This is a genomic window from Pseudomonas sp. NPDC087185 (assembly GCF_044744955.1).
Lineage (GTDB): Bacteria > Pseudomonadota > Gammaproteobacteria > Pseudomonadales > Pseudomonadaceae > Aquipseudomonas.
The window spans coordinates 159,662-185,600 of the sequence record NZ_JBIUZK010000005.1; the positions used below are offsets into that span (position 1 = coordinate 159,662).

The window sequence follows — 25,939 nt, forward strand, 5'->3', positions numbered from 1 at the left end:
GGCTGGATCAGCTGTTGGGCAGCAACCGGCAGGTAATGCTCTTGATGTAGCGGGTTTCGGCGATGGCCGGGTGCACCGGGTGGTCCGGGCCCTGGCCGCCGCGTTCGAGCAGCTGCAGGTTGCGGTCCAGGTGGCGGGCGCTGGTCAGCAGGATGTTGTTCAGGTCGTCCTCGGGCAGGTGCATCGAGCACGAGGCGCTGACCAGAATGCCGTCCTTGGTCAGCATGCGCATGGCCTGTTCGTTGAGGCGACGGTAGGCCGCTTCACCGTTTTTCAGGTCTTTCTTGCGCTTGATGAACGCGGGCGGGTCGGCAATGATCACGTCGAAGCGCTCTTCGGCGGCTTTCAGCTCGCGCAGCGCCTCGAACACATCGCCTTCGATGCAGGTCAGTTTTTCGCTGATGCCGTTGAGTGTGGCGTTGCGCTCCACGCCATCCAGGGCAAAGCCCGAGGCATCGACACAGAACACTTCACTGGCGCCGAATGCGCCGGCCTGCACGCCCCAGCCACCGATGTAGCTGAACAGGTCGAGCACGCGCTTGCCTTTGACGTAGGGTGCCAGGCGCGCACGGTTCATGCGGTGGTCATAGAACCAGCCGGTCTTCTGGCCTTCGCGCACCGGGGCTTCGAACTTGACGCCGTTTTCTTCCAGCGCGACCCAGTCCGGCACTTCGCCGTAGACGGTTTCGACGTAGCGCGGCAGGCCTTCGGCATCACGCGCGGCGGAGTCGTTCTTGAACAAGATGCCGCTCGGCTTGAGGACCTGGACCAGGGCGGCGATCACGTCGTCCTTGTGCAATTCCATGGTGGCCGAGGCCAGCTGGACCACGAGGATGTCGAAGAAACGGTCGACCACCAGGCCCGGCAGCAGGTCGGAGTCGCCATAGACCAGGCGGTAGCACGGCTTGTCGAACAGGCGCTCACGCAGCGAGAGGGCAACGTTGAGGCGGTGCACCAGCAGCGACTTGTCCAGCGGCAGCTTGATGTCGCGCGACAGCAGGCGGGCGCAGATCAGGTTGTTCGGGCTCAGTGCCACGATCCCCAGCGGCTTGCCGTTGGCGGCCTCGAGAACCGCCTGTTGGCCGGCCTGGAAGCCTTGCAGCGGGGTCGCGGTGACATCGACTTCGTTGCTGTAGACCCACAGGTGGCCGGCGCGCAGGCGGCGGTCGGCATTGGCTTTGAGGCGAAGGCTGGGCAGGGACATGACGTCGCTCCGGGAAAAAAGAGCGGGAGTATACCGTGTTGGCCCCTGGGCCGCTGCAGGGCACGACAAAGTGCTGGCCCCTTCGCGGCGGACCGGCGCTACAAGTCGACCGCCTTACGGGGTTAGAATCCCCCGTCCTCAACGAGTGTGTACGCATGTCCCAAGAACTCAGCGCCGAACAGATCCAGCAAGCCTTGCAAGGCATCACCATTCCGCCGCAACCGCAGATCATGGTCGACCTGCAGTTCGAGCAGTACATGCCCGACCCGGACCTGGAAACCATCGCCAAGCTGATTTCCCAGGACCCAGGCTTGTCGGGTGCCTTGCTCAAGCTGGTCAACTCGCCACACTTCGGCCTGTCCAACAAGATCGGCTCGATCCAGCGTGCGGTAAACCTGCTGGGCAGCCGCTCGATCATCAACCTGATCAACGCCCAGTCGATCAAGGGCGAGATGAGCGACGAAACCATCGTTACCCTCAACCGCTTCTGGGACACCGCCCAGGACGTGGCCATGACCTGCCTGACGCTGGCCAAGCGCACCGGCATCCAGGCCGCGGACGAGGCCTACACCCTCGGGTTGTTCCATGACTGCGGCGTGCCGCTGATGCTCAAGCGCTTCCCCGACTACATGCAGGTGCTGGAACAGGCCTATGCCAAGGCCGATGCCGAAACCCGAGTGGTCGACACCGAGAACCGGGCCTTCAACACCAATCATTCGGTGGTCGGCTACTTCACCGCCAAATCCTGGCGCCTGCCCGAACACATCAGTGCGGCCATCGCCAACCACCACAATGCCCTGGCGGTGTTCCGCGATGAGTCGTCGGGCAACGCCCAGAGCCAGCTGAAAAACCTGCTGGCGGTACTGAAGATGGCTGAACACATCTGCGCGTCTTACCGGGTGCTGGGCAATCAGAGCGTCGACCACGAGTGGCACGTGGTCGGCCCGCTGGTACTGGACTACATCGGGTTGTCGGAGTACGACTTCGAGAACCTCAAACAGAACATTCGCGAGCTGGGCGGGCACTGATTCATGCCGGAACTACCCGAAGTCGAGACGACCCGGCGCGGTATCGCGCCGCATCTGGAAGGCCAACGCGTCAGCCGCGTGGTGGTGCGTGACCGGCGCCTGCGCTGGCCGATCCCCGAGGACCTGGACGTGCGTTTGTCCGGCCAGCGCATCGTCAGCGTCGAGCGGCGGGCCAAGTACCTGTTGATCAACGCTGAAGTCGGCACCTTGATCAGCCACCTGGGCATGTCGGGCAACCTGCGCCTGGTAGAGCTGGGGCTGCCGGCGGCCAAGCATGAGCATGTGGACATCGAGCTGGAGTCGGGGCTGATGCTGCGCTACACCGACCCGCGCCGCTTCGGTGCCATGCTCTGGAGCCTGGACCCGCTCAACCACGAACTGCTGCTGCGCCTGGGGCCTGAACCGCTGACCGACCTGTTCGATGGCGAGCGGCTGTTCCAGCTGTCGCGTGGGCGGTCGATGGCGGTCAAACCGTTCATCATGGACAACGCCGTGGTGGTGGGTGTGGGCAACATCTACGCGACCGAGGCCTTGTTTGCCGCCGGTATCGACCCGCGCCGGGAAGCGGGCGGTATTTCCCGGGCCCGTTACCTGAAGCTGGCCATCGAGATCAAACGCGTGCTGGCAGCGGCCATCGAGCAGGGCGGCACGACGTTGCGCGACTTTATTGGCGGCGACGGGCAGCCGGGGTATTTCCAGCAGGAACTGTTCGTCTACGGCCGTGGGGGCATGCCGTGCAAACTGTGCGGGACGACCTTGCGCGAAGTGAAGCTTGGGCAGCGCGCCAGCGTGTATTGCCCACGCTGCCAGCGCTGATGTACAGGGCCGCAGCGCGGCCCTGCGCGGGCGTCAGTCCTTGCCGGTGATCCGGCGGTACTTGGCCATCAGCTGTTCTTCGCTTTCGGGGTGCGCTTCATCCAGCGGGATGCAGTCGACCGGGCAAACCTGCTGGCACTGCGGCTCGTCGTAGTGGCCGACGCACTGGGTGCACAGGTTCGGGTCGATCACGTAGATCTCTTCGCCTTGGGAGATGGCCTCGTTCGGGCACTCGGGTTCGCAGACGTCGCAGTTGATGCAATCGTCGGTGATGATCAGGGACATGGGGGCTCCGGCCGGGGCTCACAGCCCAGGCATGTTCAACGCAATGGGCACAATTGTGCCGCATTCGCGCCCGCAGTGCACGCGGGCGCGATAATCAGCGCTATGGCTTACTTCTTGAAACGTTCGGTCAGCGCCTCGGCCACCACGGGGTGGACGAACTTGGTGATGTCGCCGCCCAGGGCAGCGATTTCCCGCACCAGGGTCGAGGAAATGAACGAATAACGCTCCGACGGTGTGAGGAACAAGCTTTCGACGTCGGGCGCCAGTTGCCGGTTCATGTTCGCCAACTGGAACTCGTATTCGAAGTCGGACACCGCGCGCAGGCCACGCAGGAAGACGTTGGCACCCTGTTCTTTGGCGAAGTGCGCCAATAGCGAGGAGAAGCCGATGACTTCGACATTGGGCAGGTGCTTGGTGACCTCACGGGCCAGCGCTACCCTTTGTTCCAGCGGGAACAGGGGGTTTTTCTTCGGGCTGGCCGCCACCGCGATGATCACGTGGTCGAACAGCCGCGAGGCGCGCTCTACCAAATCGCCATGGCCTTTGGTAATGGGGTCGAAAGTACCCGGGTACAACACTCGGTTCATCGCGTCATCCTGGCTGGAGTGCGTTGGGGAGTCGGATGTTAGCGCAGCGCTAGCGCCCGGCCAAGTCATGCGGCCGGCTGATGGCACTATAGACAGCGGGGGCATTTGTTGTCATGCACTGTGTGCCAGGCGGCCGAGCAGGGCGTCGGTGAGCTTGGAGCTGAGGGCATACACCGACAATTGCGGGTTGGCGCCGATACTGGTGGGGAACAGCGAACCGTCGTGGATCGACAGGTTTTCCAGCTGGTGATGGCGGCCCAGGCTGTCGCACACTGCCTGGCGCGGGTCTTCGCCCATGGCGCAGCCACCCATCACATGGGCGCTGCCCAGGCGTGTGCGGAACGGCTCCAGGTGCAGACCGTCGATCATGCGTTGGGCCTGCGCCAGGCTGGCGGCGGCGCTGGCATCGCTGTGCACAGGGGTCACCTGCGTGGCGCCTGCGGCGAACTGGATCTGCGCCATGCTGTGATAGGCCCGGCGCAGGCCGTCGCGCAGGTAGTCGGTTACCGGGTAATCGAGTACGGGTGAGCCATCGCTACGTAGTTCCACCGTGCCCCCCAGGCTTTGCGGGTGGAAGCCGTCGCGCAGCAGCGCCAGCATCACGTGGGTATGTGGCAGTTCGGCCATGCGCCGAGCGTTGTCGACGCCCACGCCACCGAGCAAGGTGCTGGCCAGGGCCGGGTGCAGCGGTGGCACCTCCAGCTTGTAGCCTACCGGCCCATCGACGCCTTCCTGCCACTGGAAGTGGTCGCTGTAGATGGACTGCGGGGCGCCGTAGTACGGGTCGATGCGCGCCTCGAACCGTGCCGCGCTGAAGTTGACCAGGTGCAGGAAGGTTCGCGCACCCAGGCGCCCATGCGGGTCGGGCGCGTTGGACCGTAACAGCAAGGCTGGGCTATTGATGCCGCCGCCCGCGAGGATGTAGTGGCGGGCACGCACGCTGATGCTGCGACCGGTGGGCTGTATGCCATGGGCATCGAGTGCCTGGCAGTGCAGGTGCTCGATGCGTTCGCCGTTGTGCGCGAAACGTTCGGCCCGCGCCAGGTAGAGCAGCTCACCGTCCTTGTCGAGGGTGGCGGGGATGCGCGTTACCAGCATCGATTGCTTGGCGTTGACCGGGCAGCCCATGCCGCAATAGCCAAGGTTCCGACAGCCCCGCACATTGCGCGGAATCACTGCCCAGCGGTAACCGAGCTGCTCACAGCCGCGGCGCAGCACGTCATTGTTGGCGTTCGGCGGCACGGCCCACGGGGTGATGCCAAGGTCGTGCTCGATGCGCTCGAACCAAGGGCGCAATGTCTCCTCTCCCAGGCCCTTCACGCCGTGGGCTATGGCCCAGTGGGCCAAGGTTTGAGCTGGCGTGCGGAAACTCGACGTCCAGTTGACCAGGGTGGTGCCGCCCACCGCGCGGCCCTGGAGAATGGTGATGGCGCCGTCCTTGCTCATACGGCCGAGGCCTTCCTGATACAAGTTGGCGTAGGCCTCGTTCTCCAGCAGGTGGAAGTCACTGCTGGTCTTTAGCGGGCCTTCTTCGATCAGCAGCACCTTGTAGCCCGCGGCACTGAGCATCTGCGCGCTGGTGGCACCGCCGGCGCCGCTGCCGATCACGGCGATATCGGCCTGCAGGGTGAGGTCCTGCTCCAGGCGTGAGCCGTCGTGGGTGATCCAGCCGCGTTCGAGGCCTTGGCGAAACGGGTCGATGACAGGCATTGAAAATGCTCTTGTTGTGGGCGGTCAGGTTTTCGGTGGCCCCGGATAGCCACAGGCGGCCCAGCTTTCCGGGCGTTCGTACCAGGCCATCAGCAGCAGTTGCAGCAGTGAGGCGTGGCCCATGCGCAGCAGGTTCAGCGAGCTGTCCTGCCAGCGCTGCAGAAAGGCTGTTACCTGCTTGGCATCAGCTTGTTCCCAGGCGCCCCAAACCCCGGTCAGTGGGCCGCGGGTCAGCGGTAGGCTGAGCACATCGAAGAGTTGCCGGGTGAGTTTGAGCATTTCAGGGGACAGCGCTGCCAACTTGTCGTCGAGGCTGTGCAGCACCAGCGCTTCGCTGGCCGAAGTTCCGGCGAGGACCACCGGGATCAATGCGCGCAGCAGCGGCAGGTCGTCGTCACGAAGCGTTCGGTAACCGGTTGCGGGGGCTTGGGGGCTACAGCCGACCAGGCTGGCGCTGGCCAGGAACACGCTGGCACCCAGGCTGAATCGCAGCAGATCGCGGCGCTGCATGGCCCGGCCTCAGCGGATGAACAGTTTGTAGACCAGGCGCTGCAAGGTCTTGCCATAGGGAGGGTAGATGAGCCGCGCGGCATTTAGGCGCTGCTTGGCCAACACGGCCTTGGCCTTGCTGAAGGTCAGGAAACCGTCGTGGCCGTGGTAGTGGCCCATCCCCGACGGGCCGATACCGCCGAATGGAAGGTCGTCCTGGGCCACCTGCAGCAGGGTGTCGTTCAGGCAGACGCCGCCCGAGTGGCTGTGTTGCAGCACTCGCGCTTGCTCGGCACGGTCGTAGCCGAAGTAATAGAGGGCTAGGGGGCGTGGGCGCTGATTGATGTAGGCCAGGGCACTATCGAGGCTGTCGTAGGGCACCACGGGCAGCAGCGGGCCGAAAATTTCGTCCTGCATCACCTGCATATCATCGTTCACCTCCAACAGCAGCTGCGGCGGCAGGCGCCGGCCTTGTCGGGGTTCGTCCGGGTACAGGTCGATAACCTGCGCGCCCTTGTCGCGGGCGTCATCCAGCAAGTGCTGCAGGCGCTGCAGCTGCCGCGGGTTGATGATGGCGCTGTAGTCAGGGTTGTCGGCGATGCGTGGATACAGCCGGCGGACGGCGCTGCGGTAGGCATCGCTGAATTTATTCAGGCGTTCGCGGGGTACCAGCACGTAGTCGGGGGCGACGCAGGTCTGGCCGGCGTTGAGGGTCTTGCCGAAGGCAATGCGCTCGGCGGCGGTGTCCAGGGGTACGTTGGCCGAAACGATGGCGGGCGACTTGCCGCCCAGCTCCAGAGTGACGGGTGTCAGGTTTTGCGCGGCGGCCAGCATGACCTGACGGCCAATGCTGGTGGCGCCGGTGAACAGCAGGTGATCGAACGGCAGCCTGGCGAACGCCTGGCCGACCTCAACTTCGCCTAGCACCACACTGACCAGGTCATCGGGGAATACCCGCTCAAGCAGGGCTTTGAGCGCCAAGCCAGTGGCAGGTGTGGCCTCGCTGAGCTTGAGCATGACCCGGTTGCCAGCGGCCAGGGCGCAGGTCAGCGGGCCGATGGCGAGAAACAGCGGGTAGTTCCACGGCACGATGATGCCCACCACACCCAGCGGCTGATACAGCACGCGCGCGCTGGCGGGCTGGAAGGCCAGGCCGACGGTGCGCCTGGCCGGGCGCATCCAGCGTCGCAGATGGCGCTCGGCGTGGCGAATGCCTTGCACCGAAGGCAGCAGTTCGGCCAGCAGGGTTTCGTCGGCACTGCGGCCGGCGAAATCCGCGTCGATCGCCTCGATCAACCCCTGCTGATCCCCCAGCAAGGCCTCGCGCAGGCTTTTCAGCCATTGTCGGCGTTGCGCTGCGGGCGGCATGGGGTTTGCGGCAAACGCCTTGCGCTGGGTGGCGAACATGGCCGCCAGTTCGGTGTCGGAATTCACGAGAGGCAAGGCGATGGGCGAGGTCACGGTGGCTCCCTGGGTGGGCTGAGATGCCTAGAGCCTATACTCTAATCTGCACGATGGTACGACTTTTTTCACATAGGCAAACGGTGCATCCCGGCCGCGTTACACCGTAAGATGAGCCATTACCGTAAGCCTGCAGACTGGGAGCTGAGCATGGCCCCGCGCATGAAAACCCGAGAGCGCATCGTGCAGAACAGCCTGGAACTGTTCAACCAGCAGGGCGAACGCAGCGTCAGTACCAACCACATTGCCGCGCACATGGAAATTTCGCCCGGCAACCTGTACTACCACTTCCCCAACAAGCAGGCGATCATCGCCGTGTTGTTCAGCCAGTACGAAGAACTGGTGGACAGCTTCCTGCGACCGCCGCAAGGGCGCGCGGCCACGGTCGAAGACAAGCGTTTCTACCTCAAGGCGCTGCTTGCCGCGATGTGGAACTACCGCTTCCTGCACCGCGACCTCGAGCACCTGCTCGACAGCGACGCGGAGCTGGCCGCCCGTTATCGGCGTTTTTCCCAACGTTGCCTGGGCCAGGGGCAGGCGATCTACCGCGGCTTCATCGATGCTGGGATCCTGGCCATGGCGCCTGCGCAGATCGAATCGCTGACCATCAACGCCTGGATCGTTCTTACGTCGTGGGTGCGTTTTCTCAGCACCACGCGCGAGCATTGCGCTCATCTGGGTGAAGAAGCCTTCAAGCGCGGCGTCTATCAGGTACTGGTGCTGGAGCTCGGCTTCGTCACCACCAATGCCCGCAGCGCCGTGGATGCCCTGTGCCAGGAATTCCATGTCCCGTTCAACCAGGCCCTGGAGCACTAGCCCAGAGCCTTTGTACCTTCGATCAGGAGAGAGTCATGCCCCTTGCGCAATTGATCACCCCGCAGCAGCTGGCCGAGCGTCTGGACTCGCCCAAGTTGGTGATCCTCGATTGTCGTTTTGCCCTGGAAGATGTGGATTACGGCCAACGCAGCTACGCCGAGGGGCATATCGCCGGGGCTCATTTTGCCGACCTGGAGCGTGACCTCAGTGGACCAGTCAGCAAAGGCAGGACAGGGCGCCACCCGCTGCCTGATCCGCACGACCTGGTCGAGCGCCTGCGCGAATGGGGGATGGATAACGACAGCGAGGTGGTGCTGTATGACGACGGCCCCGGTGCCTTTGCCGCGCGGGCCTGGTGGCTGCTGGCCTGGCTGGGCAAGCGCAGTGATGTGGCCATCCTCGATGGTGGCCTCAAGGCGTGGCACGCCGCGCACTTGCCGTTGAGCCTGGACGCGCCGGCTCGGCGTGAAGGTACGTTCAGCGGCGCGCCTGACGCCAAGCTGCTGATCGATGCCGAACACTTGGCCAAGCAGTTGGGTAAAGCGGACATGACGCTGATCGATGCGCGCGCCTTGCCGCGGTTCCGGGGTGAGGTGGAGCCGATCGACCCGGTGGCGGGGCACATTCCGGGTGCCCTGTGTTCTGCATTCACCGATAACCTGGGCGCCGATGGGCGTTTTCTGCCCCCGGAGCAGCTCAAACAGCGTTTCGCCGAGCAGCTGGCCGGGCGTGCGCCGGAGCAATTGGTGGCTTATTGCGGTTCAGGGGTGACGGCTTGCCATAACCTGTTCGCCCTGGCGCTGGCCGGCTACCCGCTGGGCAGGCTGTATGCCGGCTCGTGGAGCGAGTGGATCAACGATCCGCGTCATCAGGTTGCCACCGGCGACTGAGTGGTTGAGTCAAACGCCATCTACCAGCCACTGCGGAATCCGTCGCTCCAGGTAATACCCCGGATTTCGCAGGCTGCCCTCGACAAACCCCACATGGCCGCCCCGCTCATGCAGTTCGAGATGGGTCTGCGCCGCCAGTTCGCTGGCGGCGGGCAGGCTGTGGCCGAACACGAACGGGTCATCGGTGGCGTGGATGATCAGCGTCGGCGTGCGGTTTTCGCCAAGGTAGTAGCGGCTCGATGCGCGGCGGTAGTAGTCGTGGGCATCGTTGAAGCCGTTGAGCGGTGCCGTCACCTTGCCATCGAAATCCCAGAACGTGCGCAGCTTGCGTAGCGGCCCCAGGCGGTCGAGCGCGGCCAGGCCCTCATGGTGGCCCTGGGAACGGAAATGGCGTTGTTTCAATTGCACGTACGCCATCATTTCGCGCATGAAATGTGCCTGGTAGACCTTGGAAAAGCCCTGGCCTATGCCGTCGGCGCACTGGTCCAGGCGAAACGGCACGGACACCGCCACCGCCGCCTGCAGCTGGCTGGCGCTACCGCTTTCACCCAGGTACTTGAGCAGCACATTGCCGCCCAATGAATAGCCGACGGCGTACAGCGGTGCCAACGGGCGCAGGGCACGCAGGTGAGCGACAACCTCGGCCAGGTCTTCGCTGGCGCCGGAATGGTAACTGCGGGCCAGCAGGTTCGGTTCGCCCGAGCAGCCGCGCCAGTTCAGTGCGACGCTGGCCCAGCCACGGGCCTGTAGCGCCTGCTGCAGGCCTTTGACGTAGGGCGAATGGGACGATCCGGTCAGGCCGTGCAGCACCAGCACCAGCGGTGCATCGGCCTGGTGGGGCCCATGCCAGTCGAGGTCGAGGAAGTCGCCATCGGCCAGCCACAGCCGTTCGCGGTTGCGCTCAAGCGCGGGCAGTTTGCGCCACAGCGGGCCCCACAGGGTTTGCAGGTGGGGGTTGGACAGGCCGGTGGCTGGGCGGAACGTGGCGGTGAGGCTGTGCATGCTGGGCGGCTCGTGATGTGCCAGCCTAGAGTGCCATGAAACGCCGCCACTGTACCTGCGCTATTGGTCGATTACGCTGCGTTGCCAGAGGGCGTAATGCACCTGGCCGGTCTTCTTCTCGCGGTGTAGGCGCCAGTTGCCAGGCAATTGCAGGGTGGACGGCGCTGCTTCGCTTTCGGTGTAGATCCAGGCCTGGTCGCGCAGCCACTGGTTCTGTTCCAGCAGGGCGCAGGTGTTGGCCAGCAGGTCCTGGTGGAACGGCGGGTCGAGGAACACCACGTCGAACTGTTGCTTGGCCGGGCCCTGCAGGTAGCGCAGGGCGTCGGTCTGGAGGATCTGCCCGCGCGGGCAGCGGAGGATTTCCAGGTTGTTCTTCAGGTTGCCGATCGCCGCCGCGTTGTTGTCCAGCGCCACGGCATCTTCGGCGCCGCGGGACAACGCCTCCAGCACCAGGGCACCGCTGCCCGTGAAGGCATCGAGCACCCGGGCGCCCTCGATATAGGGCGCCAGCCAGTTGAACAGGGTTTCGCGCACGCGGTCGGTGGTCGGCCGCAGGCCTTCGCCCTCAGGCACCGCCAGGCGGCGGCTGCGCCACTCGCCGGCGATGATGCGCAGGTGACCCTGGCCCTTGCTTTGGCCCTGCTGGGGGCGGGCGGGAGGGGTGGATCTAGGCATTAATGCTCCGGTACGCCGAGCGGCTGCTCGGCGGGTTTGTCAGTGGGTGCTGGCAGCGGCTTCTGCGGCACGCTCGGGCCGACGGTGACGATCACCAGTTTGTCGGCTGCCAGGTGCTTGTTCATGGCGGCCTTGACCTGCTCGACGGTCAGCGCCTGGGATTGCTGCATGAAGTCTTCCAGCCAGGTCAATGGCAGATTGTAGAAGCCGATGGCGCCCAGTTGGCCGACGATGCTCGCGTTGCTGGCGTTGGACAGCGGGAAGCTACCGGCCAGTTCGCGTTTCGCATCGTCCAGCTCTTGCTGGGTCGGGCCGCTTTTCAGGTAGTCGGCCAGGATACCCTGAACCAGCTGCAGCGTGCCTTCGCTGAGTTCGGCGCGGGTCTGCAGGTTGATCATGAACGGGCCGCGTACCTGCATCGGGCTGAAGACTGAGTATACGCCGTAGGTCAGGCCGCGTTTTTCGCGGACTTCACTCATCAGGCGGGTGCCGAAGGCGCCGCCGCCGAGGATCTGGTTGCCCAGCGACAGGGCAGGCCAGTCCGGGTCCTGGCGGTCGATACCGAGCTCGGCCAGCATCAGGTGAGTCTGTTTGGACGGGAAGTCGATGTGGGTGGCGCCGGCTTTGGGTTCGACCGGCTGGGCTGGCTTGGCCAGCGCCGGGCCTTTGGGCAGCGCGGCGGAAACCTGGGCGGCGACGCCCTCGGCCTCTTCGCGGCTGAGGTCGCCGACCAGGGCGATTACCGCGTTGCCGGCTGTGTAGGCCTTGGCGTGGAAGGCGCGCAGCTGGTCGAGGGTGATGCCCGGGATGCTTTCGGCGCTGCCGTCGCTTGGCTGGCCGTAAGGGTGATCACCATAGAGCTTGGCGAACAGGGCCTTGCCGCCGATCTTGCCAGGGTTTTGCTTCTCATATTCGAAACCGGCCAGCAGCTGGTTCTTGATGCGCTTCAGCGCGTCTTCCGGGAAGGTCGGCTTGCCGGCCACTTCAGCGAATAGCTTGAGCGCCGGTTCGCGTTTGTCCTTTACGCTCAGGCTGCGCAGTGAGGCCACGGCCATGTCACGGTACGAACCGTTGCCAAAGTCTGCGCCCAGGCCCTCGAAGCCTTCGGCAATGGCGGTCACGTCCTTGCCGGCCACACCCTCATTGAGCATGGCGTTGGTCAGCGTGGCCAGGCCCGGCGTGTTGCCGTCCTGGCTGCTGCCGGCGGCGAAGGTCACGCGCAGGTCGAACATCGGCAGCTCGCGGGCTTCGACGAACAATACCCGAGCACCCTCGGCGGTGGTCCAGTTCTGGATGTTCAGCTGGCGTCGGCTAGGGGCCTTGCCGTCCAGGTCGGCCAGCGATTGCAGGGTATTGGCAGGGCGTGCGGCAGTGCTGTCGGCCTCGGAGTGAGCGGGGCGCGCCAGGACGGCGGCCACCGCCACCACCAGCGCGATGAGGCCCGCGCCGATCAGGGTATAGCGGGGTGCGCTGCGGTTACTCATGAGCGGACTCCTCAGGCAGTACGTGGGCAACGCTCAGGCGTTCGCGGGTGAAATAGGTGCGCGCGGCGTTCTGGATGTCCTCGGGGGTCACGCGCTTGAGTTCATCCAGTTCGCTGTCGATCAGCTTCCAGGACAGGCCGACCGTTTCCAGCTGGCCGATGGTGGTGGCCTGGCTGCTGATGGAGTCGCGGTCGTAGACCAGGCCGGCGATCACCTGGGCGCGGACACGCTCCAGTTCTTCAGCGCTGGGCGGGGTGGTCTTGAGTTCGTCGAGCAGTTGCCAGACGCCTTTTTCGACATCGGCGAGGGTTTTCTGCTTCTGCACGTTCGGCGTGGCCGAGATGAGGAACAGGCTGTCACCGCGGGTGAAAGCGTTGTAATCGGACGAGGCACCGGCGACCAGCTCCTGGCCACGCTCCAGGCGTGCCGGCAAGCGGGCGCTGTAGCCGCCGTCGAGCAGGGCCGAGATCAGCCGTAAAGCGTGCACGGGGCGTGGGTCCTTCGCGGTGGCCAGTCCAGGCACGTTGAAACCGTAGATCAGGCTGGGCAGCTGGGTGCGCACATGCAGGGTCAGCTGGCGCAGGCCTGGCTCGGCCAGCTCCAGTGGCAACTTGGCGGGCGGCACGGCGCGCTTGGGGATGCTGGCAAAGTACTTCTGCGCCAGGCCCTTGACCTCGTCTGCGGTGACATCGCCGACCACCACGAGGGTGGCGTTGTTCGGCGCGTACCAGGATTCGTACCAGTGGCGCAGTTCCTCGACCTTCATACGTTCCAGGTCGGCCATCCAGCCGATGGTCGGCGTGTGGTAGCCGCTGGCAGGGTAGGCCATGGCACGGAACAGCTCGAAGGCTTTCGAACCCGGCTGATCGTCGGTGCGCAGGCGGCGCTCTTCCTTGATGACCTCGATTTCGCGGCTGAACTCGTCGGCCGGCAGGCGCAGGCTGGCCAGGCGGTCGGCCTCAAGCTCGAAGGCCACCGGCAGGCGGTCGCGGGCCAGCACCTGGTAATAGGCGGTGTAGTCGTCGCTGGTGAAGGCGTTTTCTTCTGCGCCCAGGTCGCGCAGGATGCGCGAGGCTTCGCCGGGGCCGAGCTTGGCGCTGCCCTTGAACATCATGTGCTCCAAGGCGTGGGACAAGCCGGTTTGGCCCGGGGTCTCGTAGCTGGAGCCAACCTTGTACCAGATCTGCGAAACCACCACCGGCGCCCGGTGGTCCTCACGCACAACCACCTTCAGGCCATTGTCGAGGATGAATTCGTGGGTGGGTTGCACATCGGCGGCAAAGGCCGCGAGCGGCAGGCAGAGCGTGCTGAGCAACAGGCCAGCGGCGCGGCGGGCTAGAGCATTCATAAGGTGTTTAACCTGTTCGGCGGCCCGCTGGGTTTAGCGTCGGCGGGCCAGGAGGTGCTAGGATACTGATCCGGTTGCCTGGCGACCATGCCTGTCGCCGTTCTGGCCCGCAGGCCCATTAAGACAAAACATTGCGCATGAACCAGCCGGATTCAAAATAGTCTGTTCTGCGTTTAGAGAATTCCCGATGTGCCGCTGCTGGCCCATCGCTACCCTGAGATAGCCGTCTTCCATGTTTGGTTCCAACGACGACAAAAAAGCGCCGGCAGAGGCTGGCGAGAAAAAAGGCCTGTTCAGCTGGTTTCGCAAGAAGCCGCAGCAACCTGTCGCCGAACAGCCACAAGCCCCCGATGCGCAGGCTGCAGAGCCGGTAGCGTCGCAGCCCGCCGTCGAGCAACCTGAAGCTGCTCCGGTCGAGCCGGTGGTCGCCGAGGCCACTGCACCTGTCGCTGAGGCCCCTCTGCATGCTGAGCCTTTGCGCGCTCCTGAGCCCGCACCCGTGCTTGATCGTGCCCCGGCCCCTGAGGTTGTATCGGTTCCTGAGCCTGTTCCAGCCCCTGAGGTTGCACCCGTTCCTGAGCCCGCCCCGGCGTCAGAAGCAGCACCGATCGCTGAACCTGCACCGGCCCCTGTGGCAGCGGGCTTGCGCGCGCATGCGGCGCCTGCCGCCACGCAGCCCGAGAGCCCTGCTCCAGTCGCCGTAGCCCCTCAGGCCCCGGCAATCGAAGCCATCGAGCCCCCCGTCAGCAACCTGGTCCTGCCTGTTGCCGAGGAGCCCGTCGCCCTGGTCCCGGACCTTGAGCCCAAGGCCCCGCCAGCGATCCCCGAGCGCCCGGCGCCAGAACCGGTCGCGCCGGTGGTCGAAGCCCCCGCCACAGTGCCCGCACCTGTAGAGCCAGAAGCTGAAACCGAGCCGACCCCTGTCGCCGCTGCTCCAGCCATCGCCGAGCCGTCCAAGCCTGGCTTCTTCGCCCGCCTCAAGCAGGGCCTGTCGAAGACCAGCGCCAGCATTGGCGAGGGCATGGCGAGCCTGTTCCTGGGCAAGAAGGTCATCGACGATGACCTGCTCGACGAGATCGAAACTCGCCTGCTGACCGCGGACGTCGGCGTGGAAGCTACCTCGACCATTGTCCAGAACCTGACCCAGAAGGTCGCCCGCAAACAGCTGGCCGACGCCGATGCCCTGTACAAGTCGCTGCAGGATGAGCTGGCCGCGCTGCTGCGCCCGGTCGAGCAACCGCTGAAAATCGAGTCGCAGAACAAGCCCTACGTGATCCTCGTGGTCGGCGTGAACGGTGCTGGCAAGACCACCACCATCGGCAAGCTGGCCAAGAAGCTGCAGCTCGAAGGCAAGAAGGTCATGCTGGCCGCGGGCGACACCTTCCGTGCCGCCGCGGTCGAGCAATTGCAGGTCTGGGGCGAGCGTAACCAGATCCCGGTGATCGCCCAGCACACCGGTGCCGACTCGGCGTCGGTGATCTTCGATGCCGTGCAGGCCGCCAAGGCCCGTGGTGCCGATGTGCTGATCGCCGATACCGCCGGTCGCCTCCACACCAAAGACAACCTGATGGAAGAACTGAAGAAAGTTCGCCGGGTGATGGGCAAACTCGACGCCGAGGCGCCGCACGAGGTGCTGCTGGTGCTCGATGCCGGTACCGGCCAGAACGCCATCAGTCAGGCCAAGTATTTCAACCAGAGCGTCGAGCTGACCGGCCTGGCCCTGACCAAGCTGGACGGCACCGCCAAGGGTGGGGTCATCTTCGCCCTGGCCAAGCAGTTCAACATCCCGATCCGCTTCATCGGCGTCGGTGAAGGCATCGACGACCTGCGTACCTTCGAAGCCGAGCCGTTCGTCAAGGCTCTGTTCGCCGAGCGAGAGCACCCATGATCCGATTCGAACAGGTTGCCAAGCGCTACCCCAACGGCCATGTCGGCTTGCATGAGCTGAGTTTCCGGGCGCGCCGGGGCGAATTCCTGTTCGTCACCGGCCATTCAGGCGCCGGCAAGAGCACCTTGCTGCGCCTGCTGCTGGCCATGGAGCGCCCAACCAGCGGCAAATTGCTGCTGGCAGGGCAGGACCTCGGCCAGATCAGCAACGCGCAAATCCCGTTCCTGCGTCGGCAGATAGGTGTGGTGTTCCAGAACCACCAGTTGTTGTTCGACCGTACCGTGTTCAACAACATCGCCCTGCCGCTGCAGATACTCGGCTTGTCCAAGGCCGAAATCGCCAAACGGGTGGACTCGGCGCTGGAGCGCGTGTCGCTGGTCGACAAGGGCGACCTGTTCCCGGCCGACCTTTCCACTGGCCAGCAACAGCGCGTCGGCATTGCCCGTGCCATCGTTCACCAGCCCGCCTTGCTGCTGGCCGACGAACCGACCGGTAACCTCGACCCACGCCTGGCCGCGGAGATCATGGGCGTGTTCGAGGACATCAACCGCCTGGGCACCACGGTATTGATCGCCAGCCACGACCTGGCACTGATCGCGCGCATGCGCCACCGCATGCTGACCCTGCAGCGCGGCCGATTGATCGGCGATGGGGAGGCCGGGCAATGAGCACTACACGTACACCCAAGGTTTCTGAACGGGTCGCGCCCAAAGCGGCCGACGCGGATCTCAAGAAAAAGCCCGGTGGGCATGACGATGACGGCCCGGATTTCCGCACGCTGTTCAATGCCTGGCTGGAAAGCCACCGCGCGAGCCTGGCCGACAGCCTGCGCCGCCTGGGCAAACAGCCGATCGGCAGCTTCTTCACCTGCCTGGTCATGGCCGTGGCGTTGAGCATGCCCATGGGCCTGTCGCTGCTGCTGAAGAACGTCGAGATACTCGGCGGCTCCTGGCAGCGCGCCGCGCAGATTTCGCTGTACCTGAAGCTCGACGCGGGCAGCCAGGCAGGCGAGGCCCTGCGCGAAGAGATCAAGGGCATGCCCGGCGTGGCTGATGCCCTGTATGTCAGCCCAGGGCAGGCGCTTGAGGAGTTCCAGCAGCAGTCAGGCCTGGGCGAAGCGCTGCGCGAACTGCCCGACAACCCGCTGCCTGGCGTGGTGGTGGTGACCCCGACCGAAGTCGACAAGCCTGCGCTTGAGGCCTTGCGTCAGCGCCTGGCCGAGTTGCCGCGGGTGGAGAACGCACAGCTTGACCTGGTGTGGGTGGAGCGCTTGGCGGCCATCCTGAAACTGGGTGACCGTTTCGTCTTCGGCCTGGCGGTCATGCTTATTTCTGCCTTGCTGTTAGTAATCGGTAACACAATTCGTCTACACATTGAAAACCGCCGCACCGAGATCGAAGTGATCAAGCTGGTTGGCGGCACCGACAGCTATGTACGCCGGCCTTTCCTGTACATGGGCGCGTTGTATGGCCTGGGTGCTGGCCTGTTGGCCTGGGGTATCCTGGCATTCGGCCTGAACTGGCTGAACGAGGCCGTGGTAGGGCTGTCTGGGCTGTATGGCAGTGACTTCGCCCTGGGCGGGGTGCCAGCAGCCGATGGTCTGTCGCTCTTGATCGGGGCGGTACTGTTAGGGTATATCGGTGCATGGATCGCGGTCGCTCGCCACTTGAACGAGCTGGCGCCTCGATAGTTTTTCTGTGCCAGCATTGACAATTTTTCATTTTTGGAACTTGTACCTGGGTTCCAGGTCAATGTTGGCAGTGCCCACAAGGCACGAGTCTGGTAAGTCGGAGGTTCTTGAATGACCACATCGTTGCAACCTGCCTATGCCCTGGTACCCGGTGCGAACCTGGAAGCCTATGTGCACACGGTCAACAGCATCCCGCTGCTGACGGTCGAGCAGGAGCGTGATCTGGCCGAGCGTCTCTATTATGAGCAGGATCTTGAGGCCGCTCGGCAAATGGTGATGGCCCACCTGCGTTTCGTCGTGCATATCGCCCGTAGCTATGCAGGCTACGGCCTGGCCCAGGCCGACCTGATCCAGGAAGGCAACGTCGGCTTGATGAAGGCGGTCAAGCGCTTCAACCCGGAAATGGGTGTGCGCCTGGTGTCCTTTGCCGTGCACTGGATCAAGGCTGAAATCCACGAATTCATCCTGCGCAACTGGCGCATCGTCAAAGTGGCGACCACCAAGGCCCAGCGCAAGCTGTTCTTCAACCTGCGCAGCCAGAAGAAACGCCTGGCCTGGTTGAACAACGATGAAGTGCATCGTGTGGCGGAGAGCCTGGGCGTCGAGCCGCGTGAAGTGCGCGAGATGGAAAGCCGTCTGAGTGGCCAGGACATGGCCTTCGACCCGGCCGCCGAAGCTGACGACGACAGCGCCTTCCAGTCGCCTGCACATTACCTGGAAGACCACCGTTACGACCCTGCGGTGCAGCTTGAAGACGCCGATTGGAGCGACAACTCCACCAGCAACCTGCATGAAGCACTGCAGGGGTTGGACGACCGTAGCCGCGACATCCTCTACCAGCGCTGGTTGGCTGAAGAGAAAGCGACGTTGCATGAGCTGGCGGACAAGTACAGCGTTTCGGCTGAGCGTATTCGTCAGCTGGAGAAGAATGCGATGAACAAGGTCAAAGCACTGATTACCATCTGATTGGCGCCTGGCTGGAGATGAAAAGCCGTGCCCTGTGAAGGGCGCGGCTTTTTATTGCCTGCGCGAAGCGTCCAGCTGCATCAGGTAACTCGGCCCACCCAGCTGGCTCATCTGCCGCCGGATCCAACCCGCCCGGCTGGCCACATAGGCACTCGGACGGCTGGCACTCCACTTGATCGGGCTGGGCAACACGGCAGCCAATTGGGCTGCTTGCTGGCGGCTCAGGCGGCTGGCATCGATGCCGTAGTGATAGCGCGCCGCAGCCTGGGCGCCAAACACCCCCTCGCCCCATTCGGCGCTGTTCAGGTAGACCTCAAGGATCCGCTCCTTGGACCAGAACAACTCGATCAGTGCCGTGAACCAGGCCTCGAGCCCCTTGCGGAACCAGCTGCGGCCCGACCACAGGAACAGGTTCTTGGCCACCTGCTGGGTCAGGGTGCTGGCACCGCGGATGCTGCCGCCACGCTCGTTATAGGCCAGCGCCGCCTGAATGGCTGGGATGTCGAAGCCCCAATGGTTGGCGAACTTCTGGTCCTCGCCGGCGATGACCGCCACCTTGAGCTCGTCAGAGATGTTTTCCCACGGTTCCCAGTCGCGCTGCAGGTCGATCGGCTCGCCGCTGAACCACGACTGCACCTTGCGCTCGGCCATCAATGCCGTGCCGGGCGGCGGCACCCAGCGGAACACCAGCACGACGACGATGCTGCCGGCAGCGAACCACAGCAGGGCGCGGGCGAGGCGACGGATAAGGGATGACAGCATGGCGATGGCTTGGCCGGACCGTTGGAACGGGCCATTATACAGACCCGATACAAGGAGTCGTCCCATGCTTCGCAGCTTCCTGATGCTCGCTGCCTTTTTCGGCTTCACCGGTGTCGCCCTGGGTGCGTTCGCCGCCCACGGGCTGAAAAACCGCCTGACAGCCGACTACCTGGCGATCTTTCACACCGGTGTGACCTACCAACTGGTGCATGCCCTGGCGATCTTCGGCGTCGCGCTGCTGGCCACGCACTTGCCGGGGCGGCTGGTGGGCTGGGCCGGCGGTCTGTTCGCCCTAGGCATCGTATTGTTCTCCGGTAGCCTGTACCTGCTGACCCTGAGCGGGCTGGGCAAGCTCGGCATCATCACCCCCATCGGCGGCCTGTGCTTCCTCGCGGGCTGGCTGTGCCTGGGCCTGGCAGCCTGGCGCCTGGGCTGACCAACCGGTCCACAATCGCGACTAATGGCGTGCACCGCCCTTGGGTTCACGCGTTGATCGGCGCTAGAATGCGGGCCCGAAAAGCACAATGGTGGCCGTGCGCATGCGCATTCAACTGAACGGTGAACCTTACGAATTGCCCGCTGGCGAAAGCGTCGCGGCCCTGCTGACCCGCCTGGAACTGGCCGGGCGCCGGGTGGCGGTGGAACTCAACCTGGATATCGTGCCGCGCAGCCAGCACGGCAGCACACTGTTGAATGATGGCGACCAGGTCGAAGTGGTCCACGCCATCGGTGGCGGCTGATTGCGGCCCGGCGATTCACCTGCAAGCCCAGCACACTTTTCCCGAGGAACAACGATGAGCAACGTTCGTAGCGACAAGCCCTTTACCCTGGCCGGGCGTACTTTCCAGTCGCGCCTGCTGGTCGGTACCGGCAAGTACCGTGACATGGAAGAAACCCGTCTGGCCACTGAGGCCTCGGGTGCCGAAATCGTTACCGTCGCCGTGCGCCGCACCAACCTTGGCCAGAATGCGGGCGAACCGAACCTGCTCGACGTGCTGTCGCCCGACAAGTACACCATCCTGCCAAACACCGCTGGCTGCTTTGACGCAGTGGAAGCAGTCCGCACCTGCCGCCTGGCCCGCGAGCTGCTCGATGGTCGCAAGTCCCATGAAGAGCGGACCCTGGTGAAGCTGGAAGTCCTGGCCGACCAGAAAACCCTGTTCCCGAACGTGATCGAAACCCTCAAGGCCGCCGAAGTGCTGGTCAAGGACGGTTTCGACGTGATGGTCTATACCAGCGACGACCCGATCATTGCCCGTCAGCTGGCCGAAGTCGGCTGCATCGCGGTCATGCCGCTGGCAGGCCTGATCGGTACCGGCCTGGGTATCTGCAACCCGTACAACCTGCAGATCATCCTCGAAGAATCCAAAGTGCCGGTGCTGGTCGATGCTGGCGTGGGTACCGCCTCCGACGCCACCATCGCCATGGAAATGGGCTGTGAAGCCGTGCTGATGAACTCGGCCATCGCCCACGCCCAACAACCTGTGCTGATGGCCGAAGCCATGAAGCACGCAATCCTCGCCGGGCGCATGGCTTACCTCGCCGGGCGCATGCCGAAGAAACTCTATGCCAGCGCCTCTTCGCCGCTGGATGGCCTGATCAAGTAAGAGCCCCTGATGACTGAATCGCAAGATACGCCGACCACCACCGACGGCGAAGCGCGCCCACACCGCCGCATCAAGAGTTTCGTGATGCGCGCCGGGCGCATGACCGAAGGCCAGCAACGCGGCCTGGACCAGGGTGGCCCGCTGTACATCCTGCCGCTGGCCGACAGTGTGGTGGACTACGACCAGGTGTTCGGGCGTTCGGCGCCACGCACACTGGAGATCGGCTTCGGTATGGGCCATTCCCTGCTGGAAATGGCCGCTGCCGCGCCGGAGCAGGATTTCATCGGCGTCGAAGTGCACCGCCCGGGTGTCGGTGCGCTGCTCAACGGCGTGCTGACTGAGGGCCTGAAGAACCTGCGGGTGTACGATTGCGACGCCATCGAGGTGCTCAACCGCTGCGTGGCCGACAACAGCCTCGACCGCTTGATGCTGTTCTTCCCCGACCCATGGCACAAGGCGCGCCACCACAAGCGCCGCATCGTGCAGCTGGAGTTCGCCGAGCTGGTACGCCGCAAGCTCAAGCCGGGTGGTGTGTTCCACATGGCGACCGACTGGGAGCCGTATGCCGAGTACATGCTGGAAGTCATGAGTGCTGCGCCGGGTTACCGTAACCAGGCGGCGGATGGGGCTTATGTGCCGCGCCCGGAAGAACGTCCGATCACCAAGTTCGAGCGCCGTGGTGAGCGCTTGGGGCATGGGGTTTGGGATTTGAAGTTCGAGAAGGTGGATTGATTGGCTGTTTGAGCCCTTTGATGCACTGACGTCTGCGGTTATGCAGGCGAAAAAAACCGCCTTGAGAAGGGCGGTTTTTTGTTGAGGCGAAAAGGCTGAGAACCCAGTGATAGCCGGAGCGATAGGGCTGCCTTGGTTCGCCGCGGCAGCTTTTAGCAATCTTACCCCCGCCGATCAGCCACCACGCCAATCAACACCAGCACCACCAACAGCACCGGTGCCAGCGCATAGTTGTTGAACTGGCTCAGCCCCTTCACTACCCAAGGCGTCGCATAGATCAGCGCCGCGCCACTGCCGATCATCACCAGCGCCGCCATGAACGGAACGCGAAGGGCACCGGCCAGGCCGCCCAGTCGTTGCTCCACCCAGGCCTTGATATCAGTGCCAAACAGCACCAGCAGGCAGCCTACCAGGGCCAGAGAAATCTCAGACAGGTTGCTACGGCTCCAGCGGGAAACCGTCGCCAGCAGATCGAGTACCAGATCCATGGGTCATCCTTAGGTCAAGAAATACTGCAGCAGGTCATTGAGGAACAATTGTCCGCGCGGCGTGGCCGCCAATCGATCCGGTTCGACCTGCAAAAGGCCCTTTTGTTCGGCAGCGCGACGCGCCTCGGCCAGTTGCGCCAGCGGCAGGCCGGTACGTTGGCTGAACAGTTCGGCTTCCACGCCATCGGTGAGGCGCAGTGCGTTCATCAGGAACTCGAACGGCAGCTCGTCGACCGGCAGCCGCTTTTCGCCGGCCTTGAACGGTTTGGCCAGGTTCAGGTAGTCCTTGGGCAGGCGGGTTTTCCAGGTACGCAGGATGCGACCGTCGGCAAAGGTCAGTTTGCCGTGGGCCCCGGCACCGATGCCGATGAAGTCGCCGAAGCGCCAGTAGTTGAGGTTATGCCGGGCAGGGCGGCCAGGCTGGGCATAGGCCGAGACTTCGTACTGCTTGAAGCCGTTCGCGGCCATCAGCGCCTGGCCGGCTTCCTGGATGTCCCAGAGTATGTCGTCCTCCGGCAGCTCCGGTGGCTGGTTCCAGAACACGGTGTTCGGTTCGACGGTCAGCTGGTACCAGGACAGGTGCGTCGGCCCCAGGTCGATGGCCTGGCGCAGGTCGCCCAGCGCATCATCCAGCGACTGATCGGGCAGGCCATGCATCAGGTCCATGTTGAAGTTGTCGAAGCCCGCGGCGCGTGCCATGCCGGCTGCGCGGACCGCCTCGTCGCCATTGTGGATGCGGCCCAGTGCTTCGAGCTTGGCCGGCTGGAAGCTCTGCACGCCGATCGACAGGCGATTGATGCCCGTTTGCCGGTAGGCCTTGAACTTGTCCTGCTCGAACGTCCCGGGGTTGGCTTCGAGAGTAATCTCGATATCCGGCGCAAACGGGATGCGTTGCTCTACGCCGCGCAGCAGCCTGCCAAGTGCGTTGGCGCTGAACAGGCTAGGCGTGCCGCCGCCGAAGAAGATCGACGAGATGGGCCGGCCCTGCACCGCAGGCAGCTCCTGGTCGAGGTCGGTCAGCAGCGCATCGACATAGGCTTCTTCCGGCAGCTCAGGCCCGGCGGCGTGGGAGTTGAAGTCGCAATAGGGGCATTTGCGCACGCACCACGGAATGTGGATGTACAGCGACAACGGTGGCAGCGTGGCGAAACCCGCCACGCCGGGCTGGCGCGGCTGGGTGGACAGCATTTCGATCATGCCAGGCCCAGACGTTGGCGCAGCAGGGCCATGGCGCGGGCGCGGTGGCTTAGCTGGTTCTTGTCGGCAGGGGCGAGGTCGGCGCTCGAGCAACTGCGCTCCGGCACCCAGAACAACGGGTCGTAGCCGAAGCCATGTTCGCCACTGGCCTCGGTCATGATGCGCCCGTGCCACAAGCCTTCGCAGAGGATCGGCAACGGGTCGTCGGCATGGCGGACCAGCGCCAGCACACAGACGAACTGGGCGCCGCGCTGATCTTCGGGTACGTCGCTCAGTGCTTCGAGCAACTTGGCGTTGTTTGCCGCGTCGCCCTTGCCATCGGCATAACGCGCCGAGTAGATGCCGGGCGCGCCGCCGAGGAAGTCCACCGCCAGGCCCGAATCGTCTGCCAGCGCCGGCAAGCCGGAGATGCGTGCGGCGTTGCGCGCCTTGAGGATGGCGTTCTCGACGAACGACAGGCCGGTTTCTTCAGGCTCGACCTGGCTGAACTCGCCGATCGAGCGCAGTTGCACCGTCTGGCCGAGCATGGCCTGAAGTTCCTTGAGTTTGCCGGCATTGTGGCTGGCCAATACGAGTTGCTGGAGATTCATCATTCGCCTGGGAACACTTCCTGGTTGAAGCTGAGTTTATGGCTGACCCCGCCGGTTTCGACGTTCAGGTCGAAGGTCAGCGTCTCGGCCTGTTCAATCTTGAACTGGGCGATGTAGTACACCGCGCCTTGATCGGTAATTTGCTTGAACGACAGCGGGTTGCTGCGCCCGGTGAGGTCCTGCACCGTGCCGCTGACCACCGCCATGGCAGGCTTGCTGGCCTTGAACACGGCAACGTTGAGCACCCCCTGGTTCTTGCTGCGGGTAAGCCCCGTGGCGGCGGCAATATCCGGCTGCAGCATGCTCGAGGTGAAGGCGCTGTAATGCACCGTCACGTCACCGAAGACTTCCTTGCGCTCGGGTTTGGCGGCATCGGCAGCCAGTACCGGCAGGGCCAGGCACAGGCTGATCAGGAACAGGGCTAGGCGACGCATGGTGCGATTCCTCTGCTGGGCGTCAGACCGCCAGTTGGTGCTCCTGCAAGCCTGGGCTGCTGACGCGATAAATGCCGATTTCACCTAGAAGATTAGGCCAAAGCCGGCCGCCCCACCCATTGCGGTGCAAGTGGTCGACCGCCAGGCGGTCCAGCACCTTGGCGTGACGCTCGTGGCACAGCTCTTCAAAGTCGGCGAAGGTGCAGAAGTGGATGTTCGGCGTGTTGTACCAGGTATATGGCATGAAGTCCGATACCGGCATGCGGCCTTTGGTCGCCAGGTACCAACGGCAGCGCCAGTGGCCGAAATTCGGGAAGGTGATGATGCACTGGCGGCCCACCCGCAACATTTCGTCGAGGATGCGGTCCGGGTACTCCACGGCCTGCAGGGCCTGGGTCATGATCACCACGTCGAAGCTGTTGCTGGCGAAGTTGCCCAGGCCCTTGTCGAGGTCCTGTTCGATGACGTTGACGCCTTTGGCCACGCAGGCGGCGATGTTGTCAGCGTCGATCTCCAGGCCGTAGCCGGTGACCTGCTTGCGATCACGCAGCGAAGCCAGCAGCTCGCCACTGCCGCAGCCCAGGTCGAGTACCCGGCTGCCGGCGGGAATCCAGTCGTGGATGATTTCCAGATCGGCTCTCATGCTGTCCTCAGATGGCGATGCGGTTCATGTAGTTCGCGAAACCCTGCATGTAGCGAGGCGTGGGGATCAGGAAGGCATCGTGCCCGTAAGGCGAGTCGATCTCCAGGTAGCAGACGTTCTTGCGCGCTGCCATCAGGGCGTCGACGATCTCGCGCGAGCGGGCCGGCGAGAAGCGCCAGTCGGTGGTGAACGACATGATGCAGTAATCCGCCGTGACATTGGCCAGGGTGGCAGCCAGGTCACCGCCATTGGCCGCGGCCGGGTCGAAGTAGTCCAGCGCCTTGGTCATCAACAGGTAGGTGTTGGCGTCGAAGCGGCCGGAGAACTCTTCGCCCTGATAGCGCAGGTAGCTCTCGACCTGGAATTCGACGCTGTGGAAGTCGTAGTTGAGCTTGTCGCTCTTGAGTTCGCGGCCGAATTTCTCACCCATCGAATCGTCGGACAGGTAGGTGATATGCCCGACCATGCGCGCCAGCATCAGGCCGCGCTTGGGGATCACGCCCTGGTCCTGGAACGAGCCACCGTGGAACTCGGGGTCGGTGAGGATGGCCTGGCGCGCCACTTCGTTGAAGGCGATGTTCTGCGCCGACAGCTTGGGCGCCGAGGCGATATCGACGCAATGGCGCACACGGTCGGGGTAGGTCATGGTCCATTGCAGGGCCTGCATGCCGCCGAGGCTGCCGCCGACGATGGCAGCCCATTGCTGGATGCCCAAACGGTCTGCAAGGCGCGCCTGGCTGTGCACCCAGTCTTCCACCGTCAGCACCGGGAAATCGGCGCCATAGGGCTTGCCGGTGGCCGGGTTGACGCTGCTCGGGCCGGTGCTGCCGTTGCAGCCGCCGAGGTTGTTCAGGCTGACCACGAAGAAACGGTTGGTGTCGATCGGTTTGCCAGGGCCGATGCAGCTGTCCCACCAGCCCGGCTTGCGGTCGGTGGCGGCATGGTAGCCGGCAGCATGGTGATGGCCAGACAGGGCATGGCAGATCAGCACGGCATTGCTGGCGCTGGCGTTCAGGGTGCCATAGGTCTCGTAAACCAGCGCGTAGCTGGCCAGCGAGCGGCCACAGGCAAGGGCCAGCGGTTCATCGAATTGGGCTGTTTGCGGTGTAACCAGACCGACGGAATCTTCGGGAAGGACAGTGGACAT

Annotated in this window: 29 protein-coding genes; 12 read left to right on the top strand and 17 right to left on the bottom strand. The window is 64.2% G+C overall.

What is annotated here, in order from left to right:
- Positions 1–7: 7 nt before the first annotated feature.
- Positions 8–1,204 (bottom strand): class I SAM-dependent rRNA methyltransferase, encoded by a 1,197-nt coding sequence (locus tag ACIPIJ_RS18350; protein ID WP_401079240.1) that lies wholly within the window; start codon positions 1,202–1,204, stop codon positions 8–10.
- 209 nt (positions 1,205–1,413) lie between these two features.
- On the opposite strand from ACIPIJ_RS18350, the gene ACIPIJ_RS18355 reads away from it, so the two are divergent.
- Together ACIPIJ_RS18355 and mutM are read left to right on the top strand one after the other, a co-directional pair.
- Entirely contained in the window at positions 1,414–2,232 is an 819-nt protein-coding gene (locus tag ACIPIJ_RS18355; RefSeq protein ID WP_401079844.1) for an HDOD domain-containing protein, read from the top strand.
- 3 nt (positions 2,233–2,235) lie between these two features.
- Positions 2,236–3,048, top strand: coding sequence for a bifunctional DNA-formamidopyrimidine glycosylase/DNA-(apurinic or apyrimidinic site) lyase (gene mutM, locus ACIPIJ_RS18360; protein ID WP_401079242.1), 813 nt, complete (start codon positions 2,236–2,238; stop codon positions 3,046–3,048).
- A 33-nt stretch (positions 3,049–3,081) separates the two neighbouring features.
- Here mutM and ACIPIJ_RS18365 read toward each other — a convergent pair whose 3' ends face one another.
- The 5 genes from ACIPIJ_RS18365 to ACIPIJ_RS18385 form a co-directional block, all read right to left on the bottom strand.
- Positions 3,082–3,333: a YfhL family 4Fe-4S dicluster ferredoxin gene (locus tag ACIPIJ_RS18365; RefSeq protein WP_016502084.1), complete on the bottom strand. Its 252-nt coding sequence runs from the start codon at positions 3,331–3,333 to the stop codon at positions 3,082–3,084.
- 107 nt (positions 3,334–3,440) lie between these two features.
- Positions 3,441–3,920 carry a pantetheine-phosphate adenylyltransferase gene (gene coaD, locus ACIPIJ_RS18370; protein WP_119146559.1) on the bottom strand — a complete coding sequence of 160 codons (480 nt, stop codon included), beginning with the start codon at positions 3,918–3,920 and terminating at the stop codon, positions 3,441–3,443.
- Positions 3,921–4,031: 111 nt separating this feature from the next.
- The gene (locus ACIPIJ_RS18375) at positions 4,032–5,630 is read right to left on the bottom strand and encodes a GMC family oxidoreductase N-terminal domain-containing protein (RefSeq protein WP_401079244.1); all 1,599 of its coding nucleotides are present in this window, start codon (positions 5,628–5,630) and stop codon (positions 4,032–4,034) included.
- 24 nt (positions 5,631–5,654) lie between these two features.
- Entirely contained in the window at positions 5,655–6,140 is a 486-nt protein-coding gene (locus tag ACIPIJ_RS18380; protein ID WP_401079246.1) for a twin-arginine translocation pathway signal protein, read from the bottom strand.
- 9 nt (positions 6,141–6,149) lie between these two features.
- Complete coding sequence (locus ACIPIJ_RS18385) at positions 6,150–7,580, bottom strand: coniferyl aldehyde dehydrogenase (RefSeq protein WP_401079248.1); 1,431 nt, start codon at positions 7,578–7,580, stop codon at positions 6,150–6,152.
- A gap of 150 nt (positions 7,581–7,730) precedes the next feature.
- Here ACIPIJ_RS18385 and ACIPIJ_RS18390 point away from each other — a divergent pair, with 150 nt between their 5' ends.
- On the top strand, positions 7,731–8,396 hold the full coding sequence (locus tag ACIPIJ_RS18390) for a TetR/AcrR family transcriptional regulator (protein WP_401079845.1): 666 nt from the start codon (positions 7,731–7,733) through the stop codon (positions 8,394–8,396).
- Between the two features lie 35 nt (positions 8,397–8,431).
- Positions 8,432–9,286, top strand: coding sequence for a sulfurtransferase (locus tag ACIPIJ_RS18395; RefSeq protein WP_401079250.1), 855 nt, complete (start codon positions 8,432–8,434; stop codon positions 9,284–9,286).
- 9 nt (positions 9,287–9,295) lie between these two features.
- Here ACIPIJ_RS18395 and ACIPIJ_RS18400 read toward each other — a convergent pair whose 3' ends face one another.
- Genes ACIPIJ_RS18400 through ACIPIJ_RS18415 form a run of 4 tightly spaced genes read right to left on the bottom strand, consistent with a single transcriptional unit; the run spans position 9,296 to position 13,795 of the window.
- Positions 9,296–10,288 (bottom strand): hydrolase, encoded by a 993-nt coding sequence (locus ACIPIJ_RS18400; protein ID WP_401079252.1) that lies wholly within the window; start codon positions 10,286–10,288, stop codon positions 9,296–9,298.
- A gap of 60 nt (positions 10,289–10,348) precedes the next feature.
- Complete coding sequence (rsmD, locus tag ACIPIJ_RS18405; RefSeq protein WP_401079254.1) at positions 10,349–10,963, bottom strand: 16S rRNA (guanine(966)-N(2))-methyltransferase RsmD; 615 nt, start codon at positions 10,961–10,963, stop codon at positions 10,349–10,351.
- Positions 10,963–12,447, bottom strand: coding sequence for a M16 family metallopeptidase (locus tag ACIPIJ_RS18410; protein WP_401079256.1), 1,485 nt, complete (start codon positions 12,445–12,447; stop codon positions 10,963–10,965). Before ACIPIJ_RS18410 ends, rsmD begins: the two co-directional genes overlap by 1 nt.
- The gene (locus tag ACIPIJ_RS18415) at positions 12,440–13,795 is read right to left on the bottom strand and encodes a M16 family metallopeptidase (RefSeq protein WP_401079258.1); all 1,356 of its coding nucleotides are present in this window, start codon (positions 13,793–13,795) and stop codon (positions 12,440–12,442) included. Before ACIPIJ_RS18415 ends, ACIPIJ_RS18410 begins: the two co-directional genes overlap by 8 nt.
- A gap of 232 nt (positions 13,796–14,027) precedes the next feature.
- Between ACIPIJ_RS18415 and ftsY the strand changes: the two genes are divergently transcribed.
- The 4 genes from ftsY to rpoH all read left to right on the top strand — a co-directional run bounded on the left by ftsY (position 14,028) and on the right by rpoH (position 18,339).
- Positions 14,028–15,683, top strand: a complete 1,656-nt coding sequence (gene ftsY, locus ACIPIJ_RS18420; protein ID WP_401079260.1) for a signal recognition particle-docking protein FtsY — start codon at positions 14,028–14,030, stop codon at positions 15,681–15,683.
- Entirely contained in the window at positions 15,680–16,351 is a 672-nt protein-coding gene (gene ftsE, locus ACIPIJ_RS18425; RefSeq protein WP_401079262.1) for a cell division ATP-binding protein FtsE, read from the top strand. The genes ftsY and ftsE overlap by 4 nt, the downstream gene beginning before the upstream one ends.
- Complete coding sequence (ftsX, locus tag ACIPIJ_RS18430) at positions 16,348–17,373, top strand: permease-like cell division protein FtsX (RefSeq protein WP_401079263.1); 1,026 nt, start codon at positions 16,348–16,350, stop codon at positions 17,371–17,373. Before ftsE ends, ftsX begins: the two co-directional genes overlap by 4 nt.
- Before the next feature lie 111 nt (positions 17,374–17,484).
- Positions 17,485–18,339 carry an RNA polymerase sigma factor RpoH gene (gene rpoH / locus ACIPIJ_RS18435; protein ID WP_401079265.1) on the top strand — a complete coding sequence of 285 codons (855 nt, stop codon included), beginning with the start codon at positions 17,485–17,487 and terminating at the stop codon, positions 18,337–18,339.
- 51 nt (positions 18,340–18,390) lie between these two features.
- Here the strand turns inward: rpoH and mtgA are convergent, their stop codons facing one another.
- On the bottom strand, positions 18,391–19,101 hold the full coding sequence (mtgA, locus tag ACIPIJ_RS18440) for a monofunctional biosynthetic peptidoglycan transglycosylase (RefSeq protein WP_401079267.1): 711 nt from the start codon (positions 19,099–19,101) through the stop codon (positions 18,391–18,393).
- 64 nt (positions 19,102–19,165) lie between these two features.
- Between mtgA and ACIPIJ_RS18445 the strand changes: the two genes are divergently transcribed.
- From ACIPIJ_RS18445 to trmB, 4 genes are all read left to right on the top strand, one after another.
- Positions 19,166–19,537, top strand: a complete 372-nt coding sequence (locus tag ACIPIJ_RS18445; protein WP_401079269.1) for a DUF423 domain-containing protein — start codon at positions 19,166–19,168, stop codon at positions 19,535–19,537.
- Between the two features lie 103 nt (positions 19,538–19,640).
- Positions 19,641–19,841, top strand: coding sequence for a sulfur carrier protein ThiS (gene thiS / locus ACIPIJ_RS18450; protein ID WP_401079271.1), 201 nt, complete (start codon positions 19,641–19,643; stop codon positions 19,839–19,841).
- Between the two features lie 54 nt (positions 19,842–19,895).
- Positions 19,896–20,708 carry a thiazole synthase gene (locus ACIPIJ_RS18455; protein ID WP_401079273.1) on the top strand — a complete coding sequence of 271 codons (813 nt, stop codon included), beginning with the start codon at positions 19,896–19,898 and terminating at the stop codon, positions 20,706–20,708.
- 9 nt (positions 20,709–20,717) lie between these two features.
- A complete protein-coding gene (gene trmB / locus ACIPIJ_RS18460) occupies positions 20,718–21,440 on the top strand; it encodes a tRNA (guanosine(46)-N7)-methyltransferase TrmB (RefSeq protein WP_401079275.1) in 723 nt (240 codons plus the stop codon).
- 161 nt (positions 21,441–21,601) lie between these two features.
- On the opposite strand, the gene ACIPIJ_RS18465 is transcribed toward trmB, so the two are convergent.
- The 6 genes from ACIPIJ_RS18465 to ACIPIJ_RS18490 are packed head-to-tail and all read right to left on the bottom strand — an operon-like array spanning position 21,602 to position 25,939.
- Positions 21,602–21,928, bottom strand: a complete 327-nt coding sequence (locus tag ACIPIJ_RS18465) for a DUF3392 family protein (RefSeq protein WP_054901878.1) — start codon at positions 21,926–21,928, stop codon at positions 21,602–21,604.
- A gap of 9 nt (positions 21,929–21,937) precedes the next feature.
- A complete protein-coding gene (hemW, locus tag ACIPIJ_RS18470; protein WP_401079277.1) occupies positions 21,938–23,125 on the bottom strand; it encodes a radical SAM family heme chaperone HemW in 1,188 nt (395 codons plus the stop codon).
- On the bottom strand, positions 23,122–23,718 hold the full coding sequence (rdgB, locus tag ACIPIJ_RS18475; RefSeq protein ID WP_401079279.1) for an RdgB/HAM1 family non-canonical purine NTP pyrophosphatase: 597 nt from the start codon (positions 23,716–23,718) through the stop codon (positions 23,122–23,124). Before rdgB ends, hemW begins: the two co-directional genes overlap by 4 nt.
- Positions 23,715–24,149 (bottom strand): DUF4426 domain-containing protein, encoded by a 435-nt coding sequence (locus ACIPIJ_RS18480; RefSeq protein ID WP_401079281.1) that lies wholly within the window; start codon positions 24,147–24,149, stop codon positions 23,715–23,717. Before ACIPIJ_RS18480 ends, rdgB begins: the two co-directional genes overlap by 4 nt.
- Before the next feature lie 22 nt (positions 24,150–24,171).
- Positions 24,172–24,792, bottom strand: coding sequence for a methionine biosynthesis protein MetW (gene metW, locus ACIPIJ_RS18485; protein WP_008092977.1), 621 nt, complete (start codon positions 24,790–24,792; stop codon positions 24,172–24,174).
- Between the two features lie 7 nt (positions 24,793–24,799).
- Positions 24,800–25,939: a homoserine O-acetyltransferase gene (locus ACIPIJ_RS18490; protein WP_401079283.1), complete on the bottom strand. Its 1,140-nt coding sequence runs from the start codon at positions 25,937–25,939 to the stop codon at positions 24,800–24,802.